This is a genomic window from Geitlerinema sp. PCC 7407, from assembly GCF_000317045.1.
GTDB lineage: Bacteria > Cyanobacteriota > Cyanobacteriia > PCC-7407 > PCC-7407 > PCC-7407.
Map to the genome: position 1 here is coordinate 237,501 of NC_019703.1, position 17,500 is coordinate 255,000.

Genomic DNA, 17,500 nt, shown 5'->3' on the forward strand with positions numbered 1-17,500 from the left:
GGTGGTTAGAGCGCACCCCTGATAAGGGTGAGGTCCCTGGTTCGAGTCCAGGATGGCCCACCTCAATGGGGGTATAGCTCAGTTGGTAGAGCGCCTGCTTTGCAAGCAGGATGTCAGGAGTTCGAGTCTCCTTACCTCCATTACCTAGTTCTATTGAGCGGAGAAAGTTTTAGATTTTCAGTCTAGAGCTTTTTGTTTCTCAATGAGCATGGTAGTCTAGATCGAGTGACTCAAAGGTCAGCACCTAATTAAGTCTTAAAAACCCTCAAGCATCAGTGCTAAATGAGAGTTTTTGAGAGAAGTAATTAGACTGCTGAACTCTTGAGTTCAGCAAGAACCTTGAAAACTGCATAGCAACGAATCAGTCAGGTAGTAAGCGACTGAAGCTTTGATAGGCCAAGAGTCTGTCAAGCGAAGTCGAAGAAACACAGACACCAATGTTAAGTGGTCAAGCTACCAAGAGCTGATGGTGGATACCTAGGCACACAGAGGCGATGAAGGACGCGGTTACCGGCGATATGCCACGGGGAGCTGGAAGCAAGCATTGATCCGTGGGTTTCCGAATGGGGCAACCCTATATACTGCCACCTGAATCCATAGGGTGGTAAGAGCTAACCCAGTGAACTGAAACATCTTAGTAGCTGGAGGAAGAGAAAGAAAAATCGATTCCCCTAGTAGCGGCGAGCGAAGCGGGAAGAGCCTAAACCAAAGTGCATGCATTTTGGGGTTGTGGGACAGCGACATGGAATCTAGAGGCTAGACGAAGCAGCTGAATACTGCACCAGAGAAGGTGAAAGTCCTGTAGTCGAAAGTCAAAGGATACTAGCTGAATCCCGAGTAGCCTGGAGCACGTGAAATTCCGGGTGAATCAGCGAGGACCACCTCGTAAGGCTAAATACTCCTGTGTGACCGATAGTGAACCAGTACCGCGAGGGAAAGGTGAAAAGAACCCCGGGAGGGGAGTGAAATAGAACATGAAACCATCAGCTTACAAGCAATGGGAGGCCGATTAAACGGCTAACCGTGTGCCTGTTGAAGAATGAGCCGGCGACTTACAGGCAGTGGCAGGTTAAGGCGAGAATGCCGAAGCCAAAGCGAAAGCGAGTCTGAATAGGGCGATAGTCACTGTTTGTAGACCCGAACCCGGGTGATCTAACCATGTCCAGGATGAAGCTTGGGTAACACCAAGTGGAGGTCCGAACCGACCAATGTTGAAAAATTGGCGGATGAGGTGTGGTTAGGGGTGAAATGCCAATCGAACCCGGAGCTAGCTGGTTCTCCCCGAAATATGTTGAGGCATAGCGGTTGAGATTATAGCTGGGGGGTAAAGCACTGTTTCGGTGCGGGCTGCGAGAGCGGTACCAAATCGAGACAAACTCTGAATACCCAGTGTACACTCAGCCAGTCAGACGGTGGGGGATAAGCTCCATCGTCAAGAGGGAAACAGCCCAGACCACCAGCTAAGGTCCCCAAATTGCCGCTAAGTGGTAAAGGAGGTGGGAGTGCATAGACAACCAGGAGGTTTGCCTAGAAGCAGCCATCCTTAAAAGAGTGCGTAATAGCTCACTGGTCAAGCGCTCCTGCGCCGAAAATGAACGGGACTAAGCGGCATACCGAAGCTGTGGGATATATCTATCGATGTATCGGTAGGGGAGCGTTCCGCAGTAGTTAGAAGCATCAGCGAGAGCAGGTGTGGACGAAACGGAAGTGAGAATGTCGGCTTGAGTAGCGAAAACATTGGTGAGAATCCAATGCCCCGAAACCCTAAGGGTTCCTCCGGAAGGCTCGTCCACGGAGGGTTAGTCAGGACCTAAGGCGAGGCTGAGAAGCGTAGTCGATGGACAACGGGTCAACATTCCCGTACCGCTAAATGTTTGTGAAGGGGGACGGAGAAGGCTAAACCAGCCGGATGATGGTTACCGGTTCAAGCATACGAGGCGATGAGGAGCGGCGAAAACGTTCTGAGCTGAGTTGTGAGTACGAGAGTCTACGGACTCGAAGTGGTTGATGTCAAGCTTCCAAGAAAAGCCCTAAACACGTTAAGCATTTAGTGCCTGTACCCGAAACCGACACAGGTAGGGAGGTTGAGAATACCAAGGGGCGCGAGATAACTCTCTCTAAGGAACTCGGCAAAATGGCCCCGTAACTTCGGGAGAAGGGGTGCCACCGAGAGGTGGTCGCAGTGAAGAGTCCCAGGCGACTGTTTACCAAAAACACAGGTCTCCGCTAAGTCGTAAGACGATGTATGGGGGCTGACGCCTGCCCAGTGCCGGAAGGTTAAGGAAGTTGGTCAGGGAGCAATCCTGAAGCTAGCGACTGAAGCCCCGGTGAACGGCGGCCGTAACTATAACGGTCCTAAGGTAGCGAAATTCCTTGTCGGGTAAGTTCCGACCCGCACGAAAGGCGTAACGATCTGGGAGCTGTCTCGGAGAGAGGCTCGGCGAAATAGGATTGTCTGTGAAGATACGGACTACCTGCACCCGGACAGAAAGACCCTATGAAGCTTTACTGTAGCTTGGTATTGGGTTCGGGCTCTGCTTGCGCAGGATAGGTGGGAGGCTTAGAGACATTCCTTGTGGGGAATGAGGAGCCGCCGGTGAGATACCACTCTGGCAGAGCTAGAATTCTAACTTTGACCCGTAATCCGGGCGAGGGACAGTATCAGGTGGGCAGTTTGACTGGGGCGGTCGCCTCCTAAAAGGTAACGGAGGCGCGCAAAGGTTCCCTCAGGCTGGTTGGAAATCAGCCGAAGAGTGTAAAGGCATAAGGGAGCTTGACTGCGAGAGCTACAACTCGAGCAGGGTGGAAACACGGCCTTAGTGATCCGACGGCGCTGAGTGGAAGGGCCGTCGCTCAACGGATAAAAGTTACTCTAGGGATAACAGGCTGATCTCCCCCAAGAGTTCACATCGACGGGGAGGTTTGGCACCTCGATGTCGGCTCATCGCAACCTGGGGCGGTAGTACGTCCCAAGGGTTGGGCTGTTCGCCCATTAAAGCGGTACGTGAGCTGGGTTCAGAACGTCGTGAGACAGTTCGGTCCATATCCGGTGCAGGCGTAAGAGCATTGAGAGGATTCTTCCTTAGTACGAGAGGACCGGGAAGAACGCACCGCTGGTGTACCTGTTATCGTGCCAACGGTAAACGCAGGGTAGCCAAGTGCGGAGCGGATAACCGCTGAAAGCATCTAAGTGGGAAGCCCACCTCAAGATGAGTGCTCTCACTGGGTCAACCAGGTAAGGTCACGCGAAGAACACGCGTTAATAGGCGTCAGGTGGAAGTGCAGTAATGTATGAAGCTGAGGCGTACTAACAGACCGAGGGCTTGACCTCAACGTAGGTGAATGTGTTTAGCTACACAGATTGAGAGAGCTTGAAGAAGCGAGTTGCTATGCAGTCTTGAGGGTTGAGAGCAGCCCAAAGGGTTTGCTGGTGTCTATAGCGCAGTGGAACCACACTGATCCATCCCGAACTCAGAGGTGAAACGCTGTAGCGGCGAAGATAGTTGGAGGGTAGCCTCCTGCAAAAATAGCTCGATGCCAGCTTATTAATAAAAAAAGAAAGTTCCTGGAAGTAAATGCTTCTAGGAACTTTCTTTTTTTATATTTAACCGATGGTGCGAGTAAATTACTGTCAAAGAGTGATGTTGTGTCGTCTGCAAAAATTAAATTTCTGTTGACTGCTTATGGCGATGACGATTGTTATAAGACCCATAACGCTAATGGCAGTCCAGAGACCATCACACGTAAATGAACTAATGTCTACTATTTCTACCCTGAAGCCTAAGTCATTTGAGGGTGGTGAATTGCTTGTACGATAATTGTAGTGAAAATGATTTCACATAAGAGCAAAGTTTTAACTTGCTAAACTGCGCAAGAATTATGTGAGCTTTTTCCTCAGTAGAGGTTCACATAAAGTGCAATTTGTTCAAAGCTCTCCTAAAATTTGTCGATGGTCGTTTTTTGACCAACATCTAAGTTCGATAATCCGAAAACTGACTTGATTGAATGTTCTTTGTATACCCCTATAAAAGCTGAGCTGCCCATAGCAGTGTTGGCAGGGAAACTGGGCTGAAAATCTTGACTGTTGCCCAGTAAGATAGAGGATACTAATAGTCTGTTGTGGCTAAAATCGAAATGCTGCTTCAGCCGACAAGAGTTGTAGTGTGTGGGTTGGCGGCACTAGCAGTGATTGCTGCTTTGACCTATGGTGGACGCTGGCTGTGGGTGCAAATATTTCAAAGTCGTGAGAAGACTAGTAGACTTGCTTGTCTCACAATCGTGACGGACCCCAACCCTCCACTGAATGTCCGATCAAGTCCAATTTTGGCACCAGACAATATCGTGAGCCGACTTCAAAATGGTACGCAAGTATCAGTAGTAGGCGAGCATAGTGGTTGGCTAAAAATTAATGTGCCGGTTGATGGTTGGATTTTTGGGGGCTTAACGGTTAATACCTGTACCTTGGCGGCCCAAGGTGCCTCTGGCGCGAAGGTGGGAGATTCATCACAGCATGATGCGAATATCTTGGTGATGGCTGAAGCCCAGTATCAGGGAGGTAACTATGAAGCCGCGATCGCGCTGTTGAAAGCGATTCAACCCACTAGCGGTGCTTATAATCAATCTCAATTGCGCTTGGAGCAGTTTTCAAAAAACTGGCAGGAGGCTGAAAGTCAGTATCGGAAGGCAGAGTTAGCCTTTAAGGCTCGTCAATGGTCAGAGGTGCTAGAGGTTGTTGAAGGTTTTCCAGATATTCGTTATTGGCGAGAGCGACTAACGCCATTGGTGACAGAGGCGATCGCCCAACAGCAAGAAGCAAGCGGCAATACTAAAACCGAGCGTTTGGCACTAAAACCTGGCGATCGCGTCTCTGTTTCTGGGCGCTTTAATGGGCCTGGGCGTCATCGCTATATCTTGACAGTCAATAAACAGCAAACTATCACCATCACAGCCCAGGCTGATAGCATGATGCCAACGCTGACAACGCCAACAGGGCAGCAACTAGAGTACAAGGGCAAGCTTTTAGGAGAAACGACTTGGTCGCAGGCGCTTGATGTAGAAGGTGACTATACACTGGACCTGAACTCGTACTACAACGGATACAGCTATCGCTTTGACGTTGAACTGAAATAGCTGCTGCGTTGCAGTTTTGCTCAGATATTCAGCTTTAGAAAAAGCTGGTCGATCAGTATATTTTTTTGAGATTGCCAAGGTTGCAGCTGAGTTTGCTAAGCACCTTTGATTTTTCACTCTATAAGTCATCCTCTTCAAAGGTCATGGCTAGTATTTTTTAGATCAAGTCAAAGTATTCAACAATGAATAGCAAACAAAACTCTATTTAGAGCTCATTGGACTGTCAGTAGAGGGTGCGTAGGAGCGCTACTTTAAGAGGCAAGCCATTATTGGGGAGGCTGATTATGCGGATCTTGCATCCTTCTCTTGTATTGTTTGTGGCTTTGACTGGACTGGGCTGCCTGAGCTGCGGCTTGGCGCAACCTCGAAGTTCGTCTTCCGTGCCTAAGCCTTCAACTGCGGAAAGCGTTTCGGCAATTTTGCCAGCTTCTGCTGACGATGCCTCCAGTTCATCTCCTGCATTGCGCCCAATGACGGCACCACCTGAGGTTTTGGCTACAACTTTGCAAGTGCCAGGTGGCGATCGGTGTGTTGTGAGGTCAGCGGTAGTGCGGGATCATAATCCCCCTTTGCATGTGCGATCGCAACCTCTTGTGAGTGCGAACAACATTGTGGGTACGCTGCAAAACGACGTAACTCTGAAAGTTGCAGCTGAACAGCCAGGGTGGTTTCAGATCCAAGAACCAATTGAAGGATGGGTTGCCAAGCAGCTAGTGGATTATGCGTGCTCGCGAAAGACAAAGCGGTTGCGCTTGCTGAGCGATCGCCCACAGAATGTACGCGATCGCTTTGTTGGAGCAGGCACTCATTACTATCTAATTTCTGCAAAAGCTGGCCAGACTCTGACTATCACCAAGAATCAAGGCCGATTTCCGCTGGTGTTGTCGCCGACAGGTCAAGTTCTTGTGAGCAAAGCGGATATTGACTGGCGAGTCTCTTGGACTCAGCAGCTGCTTGAGTCGGGAGATTATGCCTTAGAGATATTGTCTGAAGAAAACGGCTACGCCTATTCCCTGTCTATCTCACTATCTCGAGGTCAGCGTTAGCTGGGGCTTCAAACAATAGATTTTGGCCTACCCTTAGTCCGGCTGACTTGCCCAGCAAAAAAGGCAGAGCTTTTGCTCTGCCTTTTTTGTTCTCAGCAGTTAGCTCGAGTCAAAAGATGCTAGATGCCCAACCGCTGGTAAATTTCGTTGAGATTGCGCAGGTGGTGTTGGGGGTTGAAGCAGTCCTCAAGGTCGCTGGCGGAGAGCTTCCCTTGCACCTGAGGATGAGCGGAAATGAGGGCGCGGAAGTCTCCATCCTCTTTATTCCAGGCTTGGTGCGCGCAGGATTGAACGATCGCGTAGGCTTCTTCACGCTGCATTCCCTTTTCAACCAGAGCCAACAGAATGCGCTGGCTGAAAACAACCCCTCCATAGCAGTTCAGGTTGCGCGCCATGTTTTCAGGGTAAACCAGCAGGTGCTTGATGAGGTCAGTGGTCTCTACCAGCATGAAATGCATGACAGTGGAGACGTCCGGCAGCATCATGCGCTCAACGGAGCTGTGGGAAATATCGCGCTCATGCCACAACGCAACGTTTTCGAGGGCCGCCACTGCATATCCTCGAATAATACGAGCCATGCCTGTGAGACGCTCAGAGCGAATGGGATTGCGCTTGTGAGGCATTGCCGAAGACCCTTTTTGGCCTTTAGCAAAGAACTCTTCAACTTCTAGAACGTCGGTGCGCTGAAGGTTGCGAATTTCGACAGCGAAGCGCTCGATGGAGGCTGAAACCAGCGCCAGTACCTGAACGTAATCGGCGTGGCGATCGCGCGAAATAACCTGGGTGGAGGCGGTATCGGGCTCAAGACCGAGCTTCTGGCAGGCGATCGCCTCGACGCGCGGATCAATGTTGGCGTAGGTCCCCACTGCGCCCGAGATCTTGCCGACTGCAACACTGCGACGCAGCTGCACTAGGCGATCGCGGTGACGCAGCATTTCTGCTAGCCATCCTGCCAGCTTGAAGCCGAATGTAATTGGTTCCGCATGGATACCGTGAGATCGACCCGCCATCACCGTATTGCGGTGCTGCTGAGCTTGGTAGCGAATGGCTTGAATCAACGCTTCTGTCTGCTCCAGCAGCAGATCGACGCTAGCTACCATTTGCAGCGCCAAGGCCGTATCCAGCACATCCGAGCTGGTCATACCCAGATGAATGTAGCGGCCCGCATCGCCCACATACTCATTGACATTCGTCAAAAATGCGATCACGTCATGGCGCACTTCAGCTTCAATTTCCAAAATGCGATCGCGATCGAACTTTGCCTTTGCCTTAATTTCTTCGACAGCTTCCTTCGGGATGTAGCCTAGTTCAGCTTGTGCCTCACAAACTGCAATCTCAACTTGTAGCCAGGTCTTTAGCTTGTAATCCTCCGTCCAGAGGTTGCCCATTTCGGGCAAAGTATAACGCTCGATCAAAGCCCGTGTCGCACAATACAACCTTAGTATTGTACAACTCAGCGATGAGTGCCGGTTCCATGCTTTTGCGGAGGAATCGCGCCCTGCCTCAAGCTCTAGATCTCTAATCCAAAAGCTTTCAAAAAAGAAAGCACTCAAACTCAGGTTTGAGTGCTTCTTAAAAAGTTTCGTAAACCGTTTAACCTGAGGCGATCGCTCTACCTGCCATTCTTGAAGCTGTTATTGCGAGCGACCTACCGTGCCACCGAGCAAAGAGCCGGAGCACGGGTCTAGATGTACTTCTCAAGGGTGTTGGCTAGGGTGCTCTTGGGTACAGCCCCAACGACCATATCGACGCGCTGACCGCCCTTAAAGATCATCAGCGTAGGAATACTGCGGATACCGTACTGGCTAGCAACGCTAGGATTCTCGTCAGTGTTGACCTTCACAACCTTGACTTGCCCGTCGTACTGCTGGGCAATTTCGTCTACCACGGGGGCTACCATGCGACAGGGACCGCACCAGGGAGCCCAAAAGTCAACCAAAACGGGAAGCTCGCTTTCCAGGACTTCCTGTTTGAAAGTAGAATCCGTAACTTGTGCGGCTGCTGACATTCTGGAAAATCCTTGCCTATCTTGTCTACGAGAATTCTACCATAGCGAATCTAGGGCCTTATCGGGCTTAGCTCGATACACTTGCACACATTTGCGAGGTGCTCTAGAGCCTGACCCAGAGACCCAATTTATAGCTAGGCGAAGACACACAGTTCAAGGACTTACGGATAGTGAAGCCTAAATGCTCACTGAGACTGCTAACCTTCGCAAGTCTCAAAAAAGCGCTTCAGATAAAAACTGCAATCGCCGGCCAAGAACCGTAACTGTTGGTCAAAGAGGATAGATAAATTTGACTGATGTTATCTTTCTTCAACCCATATTGGTTCAAGGTCAAAATTATTGAAAGTTCAAATAATTACGTCGATTAAAGTTTATGGTTTCAGTAATAAGTTCCTCTAAATCGAAAATTTTTAGACTTTAATCTTTTGCTTTAATCGCTCTTGACCCTAATTGGATTGGAACTACTAGGCAAAAGTAGAGCAGAAACAGGTTCTCGTAAAAAAGAATTGTGCAAAAGCTCTTCTGGCCATTTTGCCGGATGTAAAGGCAGTGGTGCTGAAAAACTTCTCTGGAGGCGCGATCGCCTGCCTAGTGAACTGCACTCAGCCCCAGCCTGAATATTCAGGCTTCTCTACAACGCTAATGTGTCTATATGCAGTTAGAAATAGGTAAAAATTCAGACTGGAAAACAAAATTCACCTGATTTCGAGGAGAAAACTATTCCTAAAGATAGGTTTAGAAAAATTTTTCCTTTAAAAAGGAACCGCCCGAACAAAACGTTCAGGCGGAGTGTGGTGTGAGGAGTGAACGGAAACATGCGTCTCCGCTACTTTCATTGTAAGCGACCGCTTTCGTTTTTCGAGCGATCGCCCCTAGAGGCCACAAAATTTTAAGGACTGTAACCTACTGAGAAGCGTTTATTTACCCATGCCCAGCTGTTGAGCCTTTTGGTAAACTTTCCCCTCGGTGAGCAGCGAAGGCGCAATCACGACTTCTACCTGCTGCATTTCCTTGATGTCTTTGGCGCCCAGGGTACCCATGCTAGTTTTCAGAGCTCCTAGCAAGTTGTGGGTTCCGTCATCGAGCTGAGCGGGGCCCCGGAGGATTTGCTCCAGCGTTCCGGTTGTGCCGACGCGGATGCGGGTTCCGCGGGGAAGGACTGGGCTGGGCGTTGCCATACCCCAGTGGTAGCCGCGACCCGGGGCTTCGGCTGCGCGAGCGAAGGGAGAACCAATCATGACGCCGTCCGCGCCACAAGCAATACACTTGCAAATGTCTCCGCCAGTGATCAGGCCGCCATCTGCAATGATTGCAACGTATTTGCCGGTTTCTTTATAAAAGTCATCCCGAGCAGCAGCACAATCTGAAACGGCAGTTGCTTGAGGAATGCCAACGCCAAGGACGCCGCGGGAGGTGCAAGCAGCGCCAGGTCCAATGCCAACCAAAATTCCGGCAGCTCCTGCCTTCATAAGGTTGAGCGCGACTTCGTAGGTGACGCAGTTGCCCAGGATCACGGGGACGGGCATTTCTTGGCAGAATTGTGCCAGGTCGAGGGGGGTGACGGATTCGGGAGACAAGTGGGCCGTAGAAACAACCGTTGCCTGTACGAAGAAGAGATCCGCACCGGCTTTGGCAACCGTTTGGCCGTACTGAAGGGCACCAGCGGGCGTTGCGCTAACCGCCGCAATGCCACCTTGCTCCTTGATTTCGCGGACCCGTCGCTCGATGAGTTCGGGCTTGATGGGTTCGGCGTAGAGTTCTTGCATCAGGCCCACAAACTCGCTGGGGCCAACGGATGCAATGCGATCCAGAATTGGGTTGGGGTCTTCGTAGCGTGTCTGGATACCTTCCAGGTTGAGCACGCCAAGAGCGCCTAGTTGTGTCAGGCGAACTGCCATGCCAACGTCGACGACCCCGTCCATTGCGCTGGCGATGATAGGAATTTCGCGTTCGACGCCGCCGATCGTCCAGCGGGTGTCTGCTAGTGCCGGATCCAGTGTGCGCTGTCCGGGGACTAGTGCGATCTCGTCAATTCCGTAAGCTCTGCGAGCAGTTTTGCCCCGCCCAAGTTGAATATTCACGCTTTCTTCTGTTCCCAAGACCATTAAGCTAGACTACCAAATTCAGACGGAAATTGGTTTAGGAGAAACACAATATCTCTAGGGCAGTAGCTTTGGCTACGGAAATTTTTAGGAGGCTGCGGGCGGTGTCGGTGTCGGGCGATCGCTGTGGGCCGAGTCCGCCACGATGGGGGGAGAACCAGCGGTTGGCTTGCTGCGCAGCATGTGGCCGACCTGCCCCAAAATTCCGCTCAGTTTTTCATCTTCTAGTAGGGCATTGATGAGGGCGAGGCCACTGGAAGACAGCATGAGTTTGTTGATGTCTTGAATGCCGCTGCTGCCGTTTTGGCCGGGGAAGGCATAGATGCGGGTGTTGCCCAGAACGCCGGGCTGGGGTGCAAGGGCGCGGGCCAGTTCGGGGAGCTGGTCTGCAATTTGGGGCCAGAGGGCGCTGATCAGCTGGGCGGTGCGGTTGGCGTCGCTGAGGGCGTTTTCGGCTTCGACGACGGCGCGGCGACCTTCGGCTTCGGCCATGAGGCGATCGCGCTCTGCGCTGGCCAGGGTCCGAATGGATTCGGCTTCGAGATCGGCGGCCTGGCGGGCGATTTCGGCCTGACGCCGGCGCCGGAAGACGTCGATTTCCACAATGTTTTGGTCGGCGATGCGGCGCTGGTCGGCTTCCTGCTGGGCGTTGATGAGGGCAAGGCGCTGAGCACGTTCGGCCTTTTCAACTTCGGTGGCGGTGGTGACGCTGGCTTCGGCTTTGGCGCGCTCGGCCTCGGTGAGGAAGCGCTCTTGCTCTTTTTGGGCGATGGCGATCGCGGCCTCCTGCTGAGCTGTTCGCGATAGCTTCTCGGCCTCTGCAACCTCAATTTGCGCTTTTAGGCGGCTAGAATCCACCGCTTGCTGGCGCGCGATTTCTGCCATTTCTGCTTCTTGCTTTTGCAGGGCCTGGGCCACTTTCAGCTTTTTGTTGCGCTCCTCAAGCTCGATGTCAGCGTCGATCTGCTTTTGCTTCACGGAGAGCTGCCGTGAGATGTCCTCTTCTTCTACAGCCTTTTCTTGCAAAATCTTGTTGCGCTGGGTGGCTGCGGCCTCGCGGTCTTTGGACTCCTGAATTTCCCGGGCTCGCTTGGCGCGCATCGCTTCGACTTCCAGCTGCTGGGCGAGGAGGGCGGATTCTTTTTCCTGCTGTAGTTGTAGGGACTGCTTCTGGGCGGTGAGTTCTTTTTGCTCGATGGTAACTTGAGTGAGTAGTTCAACCTCGCGCTTTTGCTGGATTGATCGTTGGACCGTTTCGGTGCGCAGCCGGACGCCCTGGGCATCAAAAAAGTTGTCTGTGTCGTAGGTGTTGCTCTCTTCGATTTCGGAGATGGCAATGTTGTTGAGCGTCAGGCCGACTTTTTTGATGTCTGGTTCGATCAGGTTGAGAACTTCTTGGGCGAAGCCGAGCTTGTCTGAATCGATTTCAGCGAGGTTTTTGGTTTTGGCGGCGGCGCGAATGGCGTCGTCAGCGCGTTTTTCGAGGGCATTTTTGATGTCGTCGGGGGTGATGCGGCCCTGGTTGGAGAGGCGGGCGGCGGCGGTCCGCACATCGTCTTGGTCTGGGGCGATGCACACATAGAAAGTGACGCGCATTTCGGCCCGCAGATAGTCTTTGGTGCGCACAGCGAGTTTGCCGGTCCGCTCGACGTCGATGGAAAGCTCACGCAGCGGGACGCGGGTGATCTCATGGAAGCCAGGCAAGACGACGCAGCCACCATTGAGAATGACGGTTTTTTGCTTGAGGAAAATACCGCCGGTGCGGACGAAGGCTTCGTTGGTGGGGGTGATGATGTAGACGCGGGTGTAGGCCCAGACGCTGAGGAGCAGCAGCACGATGAAGCCGGCGATGATGCCCGGGAAGACGACCATGCTGTTGACTTGGGCGAGGACGGGGGGCGGCGAAATTTCCTGGGTCAGTGGTCCTGGCGATCGCGCAAGAAAAGCCTGCTCGGACTCTGGGGAGGTCTGGGCGATCGCCGGGGGGGCGTCGATGGTGGGCAGGGATTGCAGGAGGGTGAGCCAGTACAGCATGGTGCTTACCTCAAGCTTTGGAATGGGGGGAAGGGGCAGATAGGGTCATCCAGTGGTCTTGGTCAGGACTGTCTTTGAGGATGACGAGATAGCCTTGGGAGCCGCGATCGATCACGAGGACCCAGTCTCGGCGCTTTGGGGTGGCGGTGGCCCAGTCTGGCAGGGTGGCGCTGACGGTGATGTAGTTGCGGGAGGGATCGAGGATGTCGACTTGCCCGATCCGGTTCTGGTGCTGGTGGGGGATGTCGGCGGAGCTGACGGTGCCGAGGCAGCCGATGAGGCGATCGCCGCTGGTGTCTTCGCCAAAGCTGGCAAACACTTTGCCAAGAGGGCGGGCAATCAGGCTGCCCAAGAAGAGGGCGATCGCCAGCGAAATGAGCAAGATTAAGCTGTCGAACCAGCGGGGCGATCGCGGCCAAACTTCTCCCAAAGCAACATTCAGCATCCAGCCACTGATGCCCCAAAGGCTCAAATCACTCGCCAGCAGGAGCATCAAAGGTGCCTTACCTAGGCCAAGCCAGCCCAAGATTTGCAGGGCGCCAAAATCACCGTCAGAATCGATTTCGCCATCGGCATCGAGGTCCAGCCAGCCTTGCCCGCCGCTATCCAGGTCGAGATCATCGTCGCCACCGCCCACGGCAATAACGATCAGAAAGAGCAAAACGCCCATCCCGAGCAGAATCCAGTAGGGCCAGTTCACCGGATCGAACAGCATAGAGGGAAAACAGCAAAGTGCCTTGGTTTGGCAGTTTCTCCCTCAACGGTAGCCGCCTTCTGTGGTGGGCCTCCAGAAGATGACAAGTTTTTTAATTTTGAAGATCATCTGGCTGCCGAAAGATTTACGGCTGTGAGCTAGCGGCATTGAGAAGAGCCAGCAAATCTGCTTCGGACAGCTGGGCAACGCCGAGGGCGATCGCCTTGGTTAGCTTGGAGCCAGCGTCCTCACCGACCACGAGGTAGTCCGTTTTGGCGCTGACCGATCCGGTTACCTTGCCGCCCGCCTGCTGAATCAAGGCCTTGGCTTCGTCGCGGCTCAGGGTCGGCAGCGTGCCGGTCAAGACAAAGGTTTTGCCCGCGAAGAGGGCAGCCTGAGCCGGTGGTGCAGTGCTGACGACGGTTTGGGCTAGGGAAAGACCGGCTGCCTGGAGTCGACGAATCAAATCCTGGTTGGCCGGAATCTGGAACCATTGCGCTACGGCCTGCGCAATTTCTGGGCCGATGCCGTAGATCGCGGCGATCGCCCCTGACTCAGCACTCGAAAGCTCCTCCACTGACGGAAAATTTTCAGCAATTGTTTGGGCATTGACGCTGCCCACATGGCGAATCCCCAAGCCATAGAGCACCCTCGACCAGGGCTTTGCTTTCGAATCGGCGATCGCCTTAACTAGCTTCTCTGCGGACTTTTGGCCCATGCGCTCCAGCTGCTGAAAGTCGTCAACGCTCAGGTCATACAGGTCCGCCACGCACTGCACCACCTGCCGGTCCACCAGCTGCTGCACCAGCTTTTCGCCTACCCCATTGATGTCCAGCGCATCCCGGCTCGCCCAGTGAATGAGCGCCCCCCGCAAAATCGCCGGACAAGACGCATTGATGCAGCGAGTCACCGCTTCGTCGCTTGGCTTGATCACGGGCTGGCCGCACTCTGGGCAGTGCGTCGGCATCTGCACCGGCAGCGCTGCTTCGGGGCGCAGATCTGTCATCACCCGCACAACTTCGGGAATAATCTCGCCGGCCTTGCGGACGATGATCGTGTCGCCCAGGTGGAGGTCCAGCTCGGCAATGCGATCGCCGTTGTGGAGCGTCGCCCGAGACACGATCGTCCCCGCCAGGTGCACCGGCTGAAACTCTGCCACCGGCGTAATCGCCCCCGTGCGCCCCACCTGAAACACAATGCGATCGATTTGGGTGGGAGCCTCCTCCGCTGGGTACTTGAGGGCGATCGCCCAGCGAGGAAACTTTTGGGTGAAGCCTAGCTGCTCCTGGAGCCCAAAGTCATTCAGCTTGATCACCACGCCATCGGTCATATAGGCCAGCTCTTGGCGCGCCGTAAACCAGCGATCGCAGTAGGCCTGCACCTCCGCCAGTGACGCACAGCGCTCCCGCTCCGGATTCACCCGAAAACCGACCTGGTGCAGCCACTCCAGCGCGGCCCATTGACTGCGTTCATCCAGAGGCTGCTCCTCCTCCGCCAAACCCGGAAAATGAACCGTATAGGCAAAAAAGTCGAGGCGGCGCTGGGCCACCACCCGCGAATCTAGCTGCCGCAAGGTCCCTGCGGCGGCATTGCGAGGATTGGCAAAGCGCGCCTCGCCAGCTTGTTCCCGCTCTTGGTTAATTTGGTCAAAAACATCGAGGGGCAAAAACGCCTCGCCCCTCACCTCGACCCGCGGCGGCGGATTGTCGCCTTGGAGCTTCAGCGGAATCGAGCGAATGGTCTTGATATTTTGGGTGATTTCTTCGCCTGCGACCCCGTCTCCTCGCGTTGCCCCCCGCACCAAAACCCCGTTTTCGTAGGTCAGCGCGATCGCCGAACCGTCAATTTTGAGCTCGCACACGTAGGTCGCGATCGCCCCCGGTGGCGCCAACCGCCGCCACCGCTGATCCCAGGCCTGCAGCTCGTCCCCATTGAACGCATTTTCGAGGCTGTAGAGCGGCACCTGGTGCTGAACCGACTGAAACTGGGTCGCAGGCCGCTCGCCAACTCGCTGAGTCGGGCTATCCGGCATGATCAGCTCGGGGTACTGAGTCTCCAGATCTTGCAGTTCGCGGTACAGGCGATCGTAGACGCTGTCTTCCATCACGGGGTTGTCCAGCACATAGTATGCGTAGCTGGCGTGCTGGAGCTGCTGCTGAAGTTGCCGAATCCGCTGCTCAACCTGGGGAGTAACCGTCACAGAATCGATTCCTCGCGACTGCACAGAAAGGAGAAGATGGTCGAAGCTGGCCAAAACTGCGATCGCCCATCATCGAAAACATCGGCTATTCTGCGAAATAAATCAATCCAAAATTCAGGGTTTCTTCTGGTTGGAAAATCATGCCGGAAAAGCCCATAGTCTGCTTTCACAGCTCACTTCAGCCCACTTCAAGACGTGATGCCCGCTATGCGACTTTGGATCGTTAGCTTTGTACTTCTATTTGCGATCGCTCAAACCTACGACTGGCTGCAACAGGTCTCCCTACCCATGCCTGCCCTGGGGCTAGCTGGTTTCGGTCTGGCCCTCCTGTCAAACTATGGCAAGCGCTTGGGACTGGCAGGTTGGCGGCCCTTCAGCACTCCCGAAACAGCGATCGCTCCTTCTATTGCTCCTTCTTCAGCTCCCTATCTCCCCCTAGAGCAGATGCCCCCTGCCATCCCTGAGCCATCCCCCATTTCCTTTGTGATTCGCCGTCCGGACGCGAATTCTTAGCCGTCGTATGTCGCTCCATAACGATTGACAACGGTGCATCAAGTCCGCGTGGTATTGTGAGAGCTCGTGTGTCCTTCGAGCAGAAAGCTGCGTGACTTATCTGTCTATCTCTGCTCCAAAAGGACCAGCTCAAAAACCGGGGAAAACTTGGTGAAAATCCAGTGCTGTCCCGCAACTGTGATGAGACTCAAGAGTCTCTAAGCCAGAATGCCCGTCGACGTCAAAAGACTTTTTTCGCTACATCTGCGAGGTACGGATGGCAAATTCACCTGTAATTTCAGACTCGATTTCCCGTGATGGATCGGTGCGCCAGTTGAAATGGCTGCGTCGAGCACCCGCTATTTTAATTGGCGCTGCTTTCCTATTGTCTGTGGCGACGCCTGCTCTGGCGCACCACCCCCTCGGTGGGCGAATCCCTGGCAACTTTTTTGAAGGATTTATGTCCGGCCTTGCCCATCCGGTAATCGGGTTGGACCACTTGGCATTTATTGTCGCAGTTGGATTCTTGTCAGCACTCAACCCTGGAAAGCTCTGGCTGCCCTTGAGCTTCGTCCTAGCGGCATTGGGTGGCACGGGCCTCCATCTGATGAAATTTAATATTCCGGCAGTTGAGGTTGGCGTTGCGCTGTCGGTCTTGATTTTTGGTCTGCTGCTGGCGGCACGGCGGACCCCCGATCCTAGAGCGGTAGTTCTCATGGGATCTTTGGCAGGATTGCTTCACGGTTATGCCTACGGCGAAGCGATTATTGGCGCGCAAATGACGCCGCTGACGGCTTATCTGACGGGCTTTACCGCCATTCAGCTGGCGATCGCCCTCGGCGTGAATCAACTCAGCCAAAAACTCATGGCGGGCTCTCAGTCAATGGCCTGGCCCAGCCGCGTTGCTGGGTTTGCGATCGCTGGCATCGGCATTGTCTTTCTAAGCCGTGCCTTGTTCGCCTAGTTCCCAAAACTAAAATCTAGTCCTTACAAGGCCGTGAACCAAAGGCGATCGCTACAGCGCTCCTGGTTCGCGGCTTCTCAGCATATAAACCTCGTCCTATCACCATCCAAACCATGCAAAAAATTCCCGTCACCATCGTGACCGGCTTCCTGGGCGCCGGCAAAACCACCCTCATTCGCCACCTCCTGCAAAATAACCAGGGCCGCCGCATCGCAGTTCTAGTCAACGAATTCGGTGAAGTTGGGATTGACGGCGAACTAATTCGCGCCTGCCAAGTATGCGACGACGAAGAAGATGCTCGCCAAAACATTGTTGAGCTCACCAATGGTTGTCTGTGCTGCACCGTCCAGGAAGAATTCTTGCCCACCATGCAAGAGCTACTCAAACGGCGCGATCGCCTCGATCATATGGTCATCGAAACCTCCGGACTTGCCCTCCCCAAGCCCCTCGTCAAAGCCTTTCGCTGGCCAGAAATTCGCAACAGCGCGACGGTTGACGGCATCGTGACCGTCGTCGACTGTGAAGCGATCGCCTCTGGCCAGCTTGTCGGCGACCTCGACGCCCTACTTGCTCAGCGAGAAACCGACCCCAACCTAGAGCACGACGAAACTCCCATAGAAGAGCTTTTCGAAGACCAGCTCGCCTGCGCTGACCTTGTCCTACTGACCAAAGGCGATCGCGTTCCCCCAGAAACTCGCCAACAAATCGAAGAATGGCTCCAGTCTCAAATTGCCCCCAGCGTCAAAATCATTGCCTGTCACCAAGGACAAGTTGCCCCTGAAGTCCTCATGGGATTCAACGCCACCGTTGAAGACGACCTCGACAATCGT

10 protein-coding genes, 2 tRNA genes, 2 rRNA genes, 1 pseudogene and 1 riboswitch (2 of these 16 only partly in view) are annotated in these 17,500 nt (G+C 53.7%); of the genes and pseudogenes, 9 read left to right on the forward strand and 6 right to left on the reverse strand.

Features of this window, described 5'->3' with window-relative positions; all coding sequences use genetic code 11:
* The 6 genes from GEI7407_RS01080 to GEI7407_RS21280 all read left to right on the forward strand — a co-directional run.
* Positions 1 to 60: transfer RNA gene (locus tag GEI7407_RS01080), tRNA-Ile, on the forward strand; it begins 14 nt to the left of the window's first position.
* A gap of 7 nt (positions 61 to 67) precedes the next feature.
* A tRNA-Ala gene (locus GEI7407_RS01085) sits at positions 68 to 140 on the forward strand.
* 306 nt (positions 141 to 446) lie between these two features.
* A 23S ribosomal RNA gene (locus GEI7407_RS01090) occupies positions 447 to 3,331 on the forward strand.
* Between the two features lie 95 nt (positions 3,332 to 3,426).
* Positions 3,427 to 3,543, forward strand: a 5S ribosomal RNA gene (rrf, locus tag GEI7407_RS01095).
* A gap of 576 nt (positions 3,544 to 4,119) precedes the next feature.
* The gene (locus GEI7407_RS01100) at positions 4,120 to 5,130 is read left to right on the forward strand and encodes an SH3 domain-containing protein (RefSeq protein ID WP_150109703.1); all 1,011 of its coding nucleotides are present in this window, start codon (positions 4,120 to 4,122) and stop codon (positions 5,128 to 5,130) included.
* 470 nt (positions 5,131 to 5,600) lie between these two features.
* A complete protein-coding gene (locus tag GEI7407_RS21280) occupies positions 5,601 to 6,176 on the forward strand; it encodes an SH3 domain-containing protein (protein WP_223294516.1) in 576 nt (191 codons plus the stop codon).
* A gap of 119 nt (positions 6,177 to 6,295) precedes the next feature.
* On the opposite strand, the gene purB is transcribed toward GEI7407_RS21280, so the two are convergent.
* The 6 genes and pseudogenes from purB to ligA form a co-directional block, all read right to left on the reverse strand.
* Complete coding sequence (gene purB, locus GEI7407_RS01110; RefSeq protein ID WP_015170288.1) at positions 6,296 to 7,591, reverse strand: adenylosuccinate lyase; 1,296 nt, start codon at positions 7,589 to 7,591, stop codon at positions 6,296 to 6,298.
* Positions 7,592 to 7,860: 269 nt separating this feature from the next.
* Positions 7,861 to 8,196: pseudogene (gene trxA, locus GEI7407_RS01115) on the reverse strand (thioredoxin); the annotation flags it as partial.
* Between the two features lie 905 nt (positions 8,197 to 9,101).
* A complete protein-coding gene (locus tag GEI7407_RS01120) occupies positions 9,102 to 10,265 on the reverse strand; it encodes a GuaB3 family IMP dehydrogenase-related protein (protein ID WP_041268575.1) in 1,164 nt (387 codons plus the stop codon).
* 108 nt (positions 10,266 to 10,373) lie between these two features.
* Positions 10,374 to 12,320, reverse strand: a complete 1,947-nt coding sequence (locus tag GEI7407_RS01125; RefSeq protein WP_015170291.1) for a flotillin family protein — start codon at positions 12,318 to 12,320, stop codon at positions 10,374 to 10,376.
* 10 nt (positions 12,321 to 12,330) lie between these two features.
* Entirely contained in the window at positions 12,331 to 13,035 is a 705-nt protein-coding gene (locus GEI7407_RS01130) for an OB-fold-containig protein (protein WP_015170292.1), read from the reverse strand.
* A gap of 124 nt (positions 13,036 to 13,159) precedes the next feature.
* Complete coding sequence (gene ligA / locus GEI7407_RS01135; RefSeq protein ID WP_015170293.1) at positions 13,160 to 15,214, reverse strand: NAD-dependent DNA ligase LigA; 2,055 nt, start codon at positions 15,212 to 15,214, stop codon at positions 13,160 to 13,162.
* 207 nt (positions 15,215 to 15,421) lie between these two features.
* Here ligA and GEI7407_RS01140 point away from each other — a divergent pair, with 207 nt between their 5' ends.
* The 3 genes from GEI7407_RS01140 to cobW form a co-directional block, all read left to right on the forward strand.
* The gene (locus GEI7407_RS01140; protein WP_015170294.1) at positions 15,422 to 15,727 is read left to right on the forward strand and encodes a hypothetical protein; all 306 of its coding nucleotides are present in this window, start codon (positions 15,422 to 15,424) and stop codon (positions 15,725 to 15,727) included.
* Positions 15,728 to 15,814: 87 nt separating this feature from the next.
* Positions 15,815 to 15,961: riboswitch (cobalamin riboswitch) on the forward strand.
* Positions 15,962 to 15,983: 22 nt separating this feature from the next.
* Positions 15,984 to 16,670, forward strand: a complete 687-nt coding sequence (locus GEI7407_RS01145; protein ID WP_015170295.1) for a HupE/UreJ family protein — start codon at positions 15,984 to 15,986, stop codon at positions 16,668 to 16,670.
* 113 nt (positions 16,671 to 16,783) lie between these two features.
* Positions 16,784 to 17,500, forward strand: partial view of a cobalamin biosynthesis protein CobW gene (gene cobW, locus GEI7407_RS01150; RefSeq protein ID WP_015170296.1) — the 5' portion only. It continues 330 nt past the right edge of the window; the window shows 717 of its 1,047 coding nt (coding positions 1-717); it begins with the start codon at positions 16,784 to 16,786; its stop codon lies beyond the right edge, outside the window.

Coding starts and splice junctions, on each gene's coding strand:
- GEI7407_RS21280 (WP_223294516.1), top strand. CDS start 5,601: ATGACGGCACCACCTGAGGTTTTGGCTACAACTTTGCAAGTGCCAGGT.
- GEI7407_RS01125 (WP_015170291.1), bottom strand. CDS start 12,320: ATGCTGTACTGGCTCACCCTCCTGCAATCCCTGCCCACCATCGACGCC.
- GEI7407_RS01130 (WP_015170292.1), bottom strand. CDS start 13,035: ATGCTGTTCGATCCGGTGAACTGGCCCTACTGGATTCTGCTCGGGATG.
- GEI7407_RS01140 (WP_015170294.1), top strand. CDS start 15,422: ATGCGACTTTGGATCGTTAGCTTTGTACTTCTATTTGCGATCGCTCAA.
- GEI7407_RS01145 (WP_015170295.1), top strand. CDS start 15,984: ATGGCAAATTCACCTGTAATTTCAGACTCGATTTCCCGTGATGGATCG.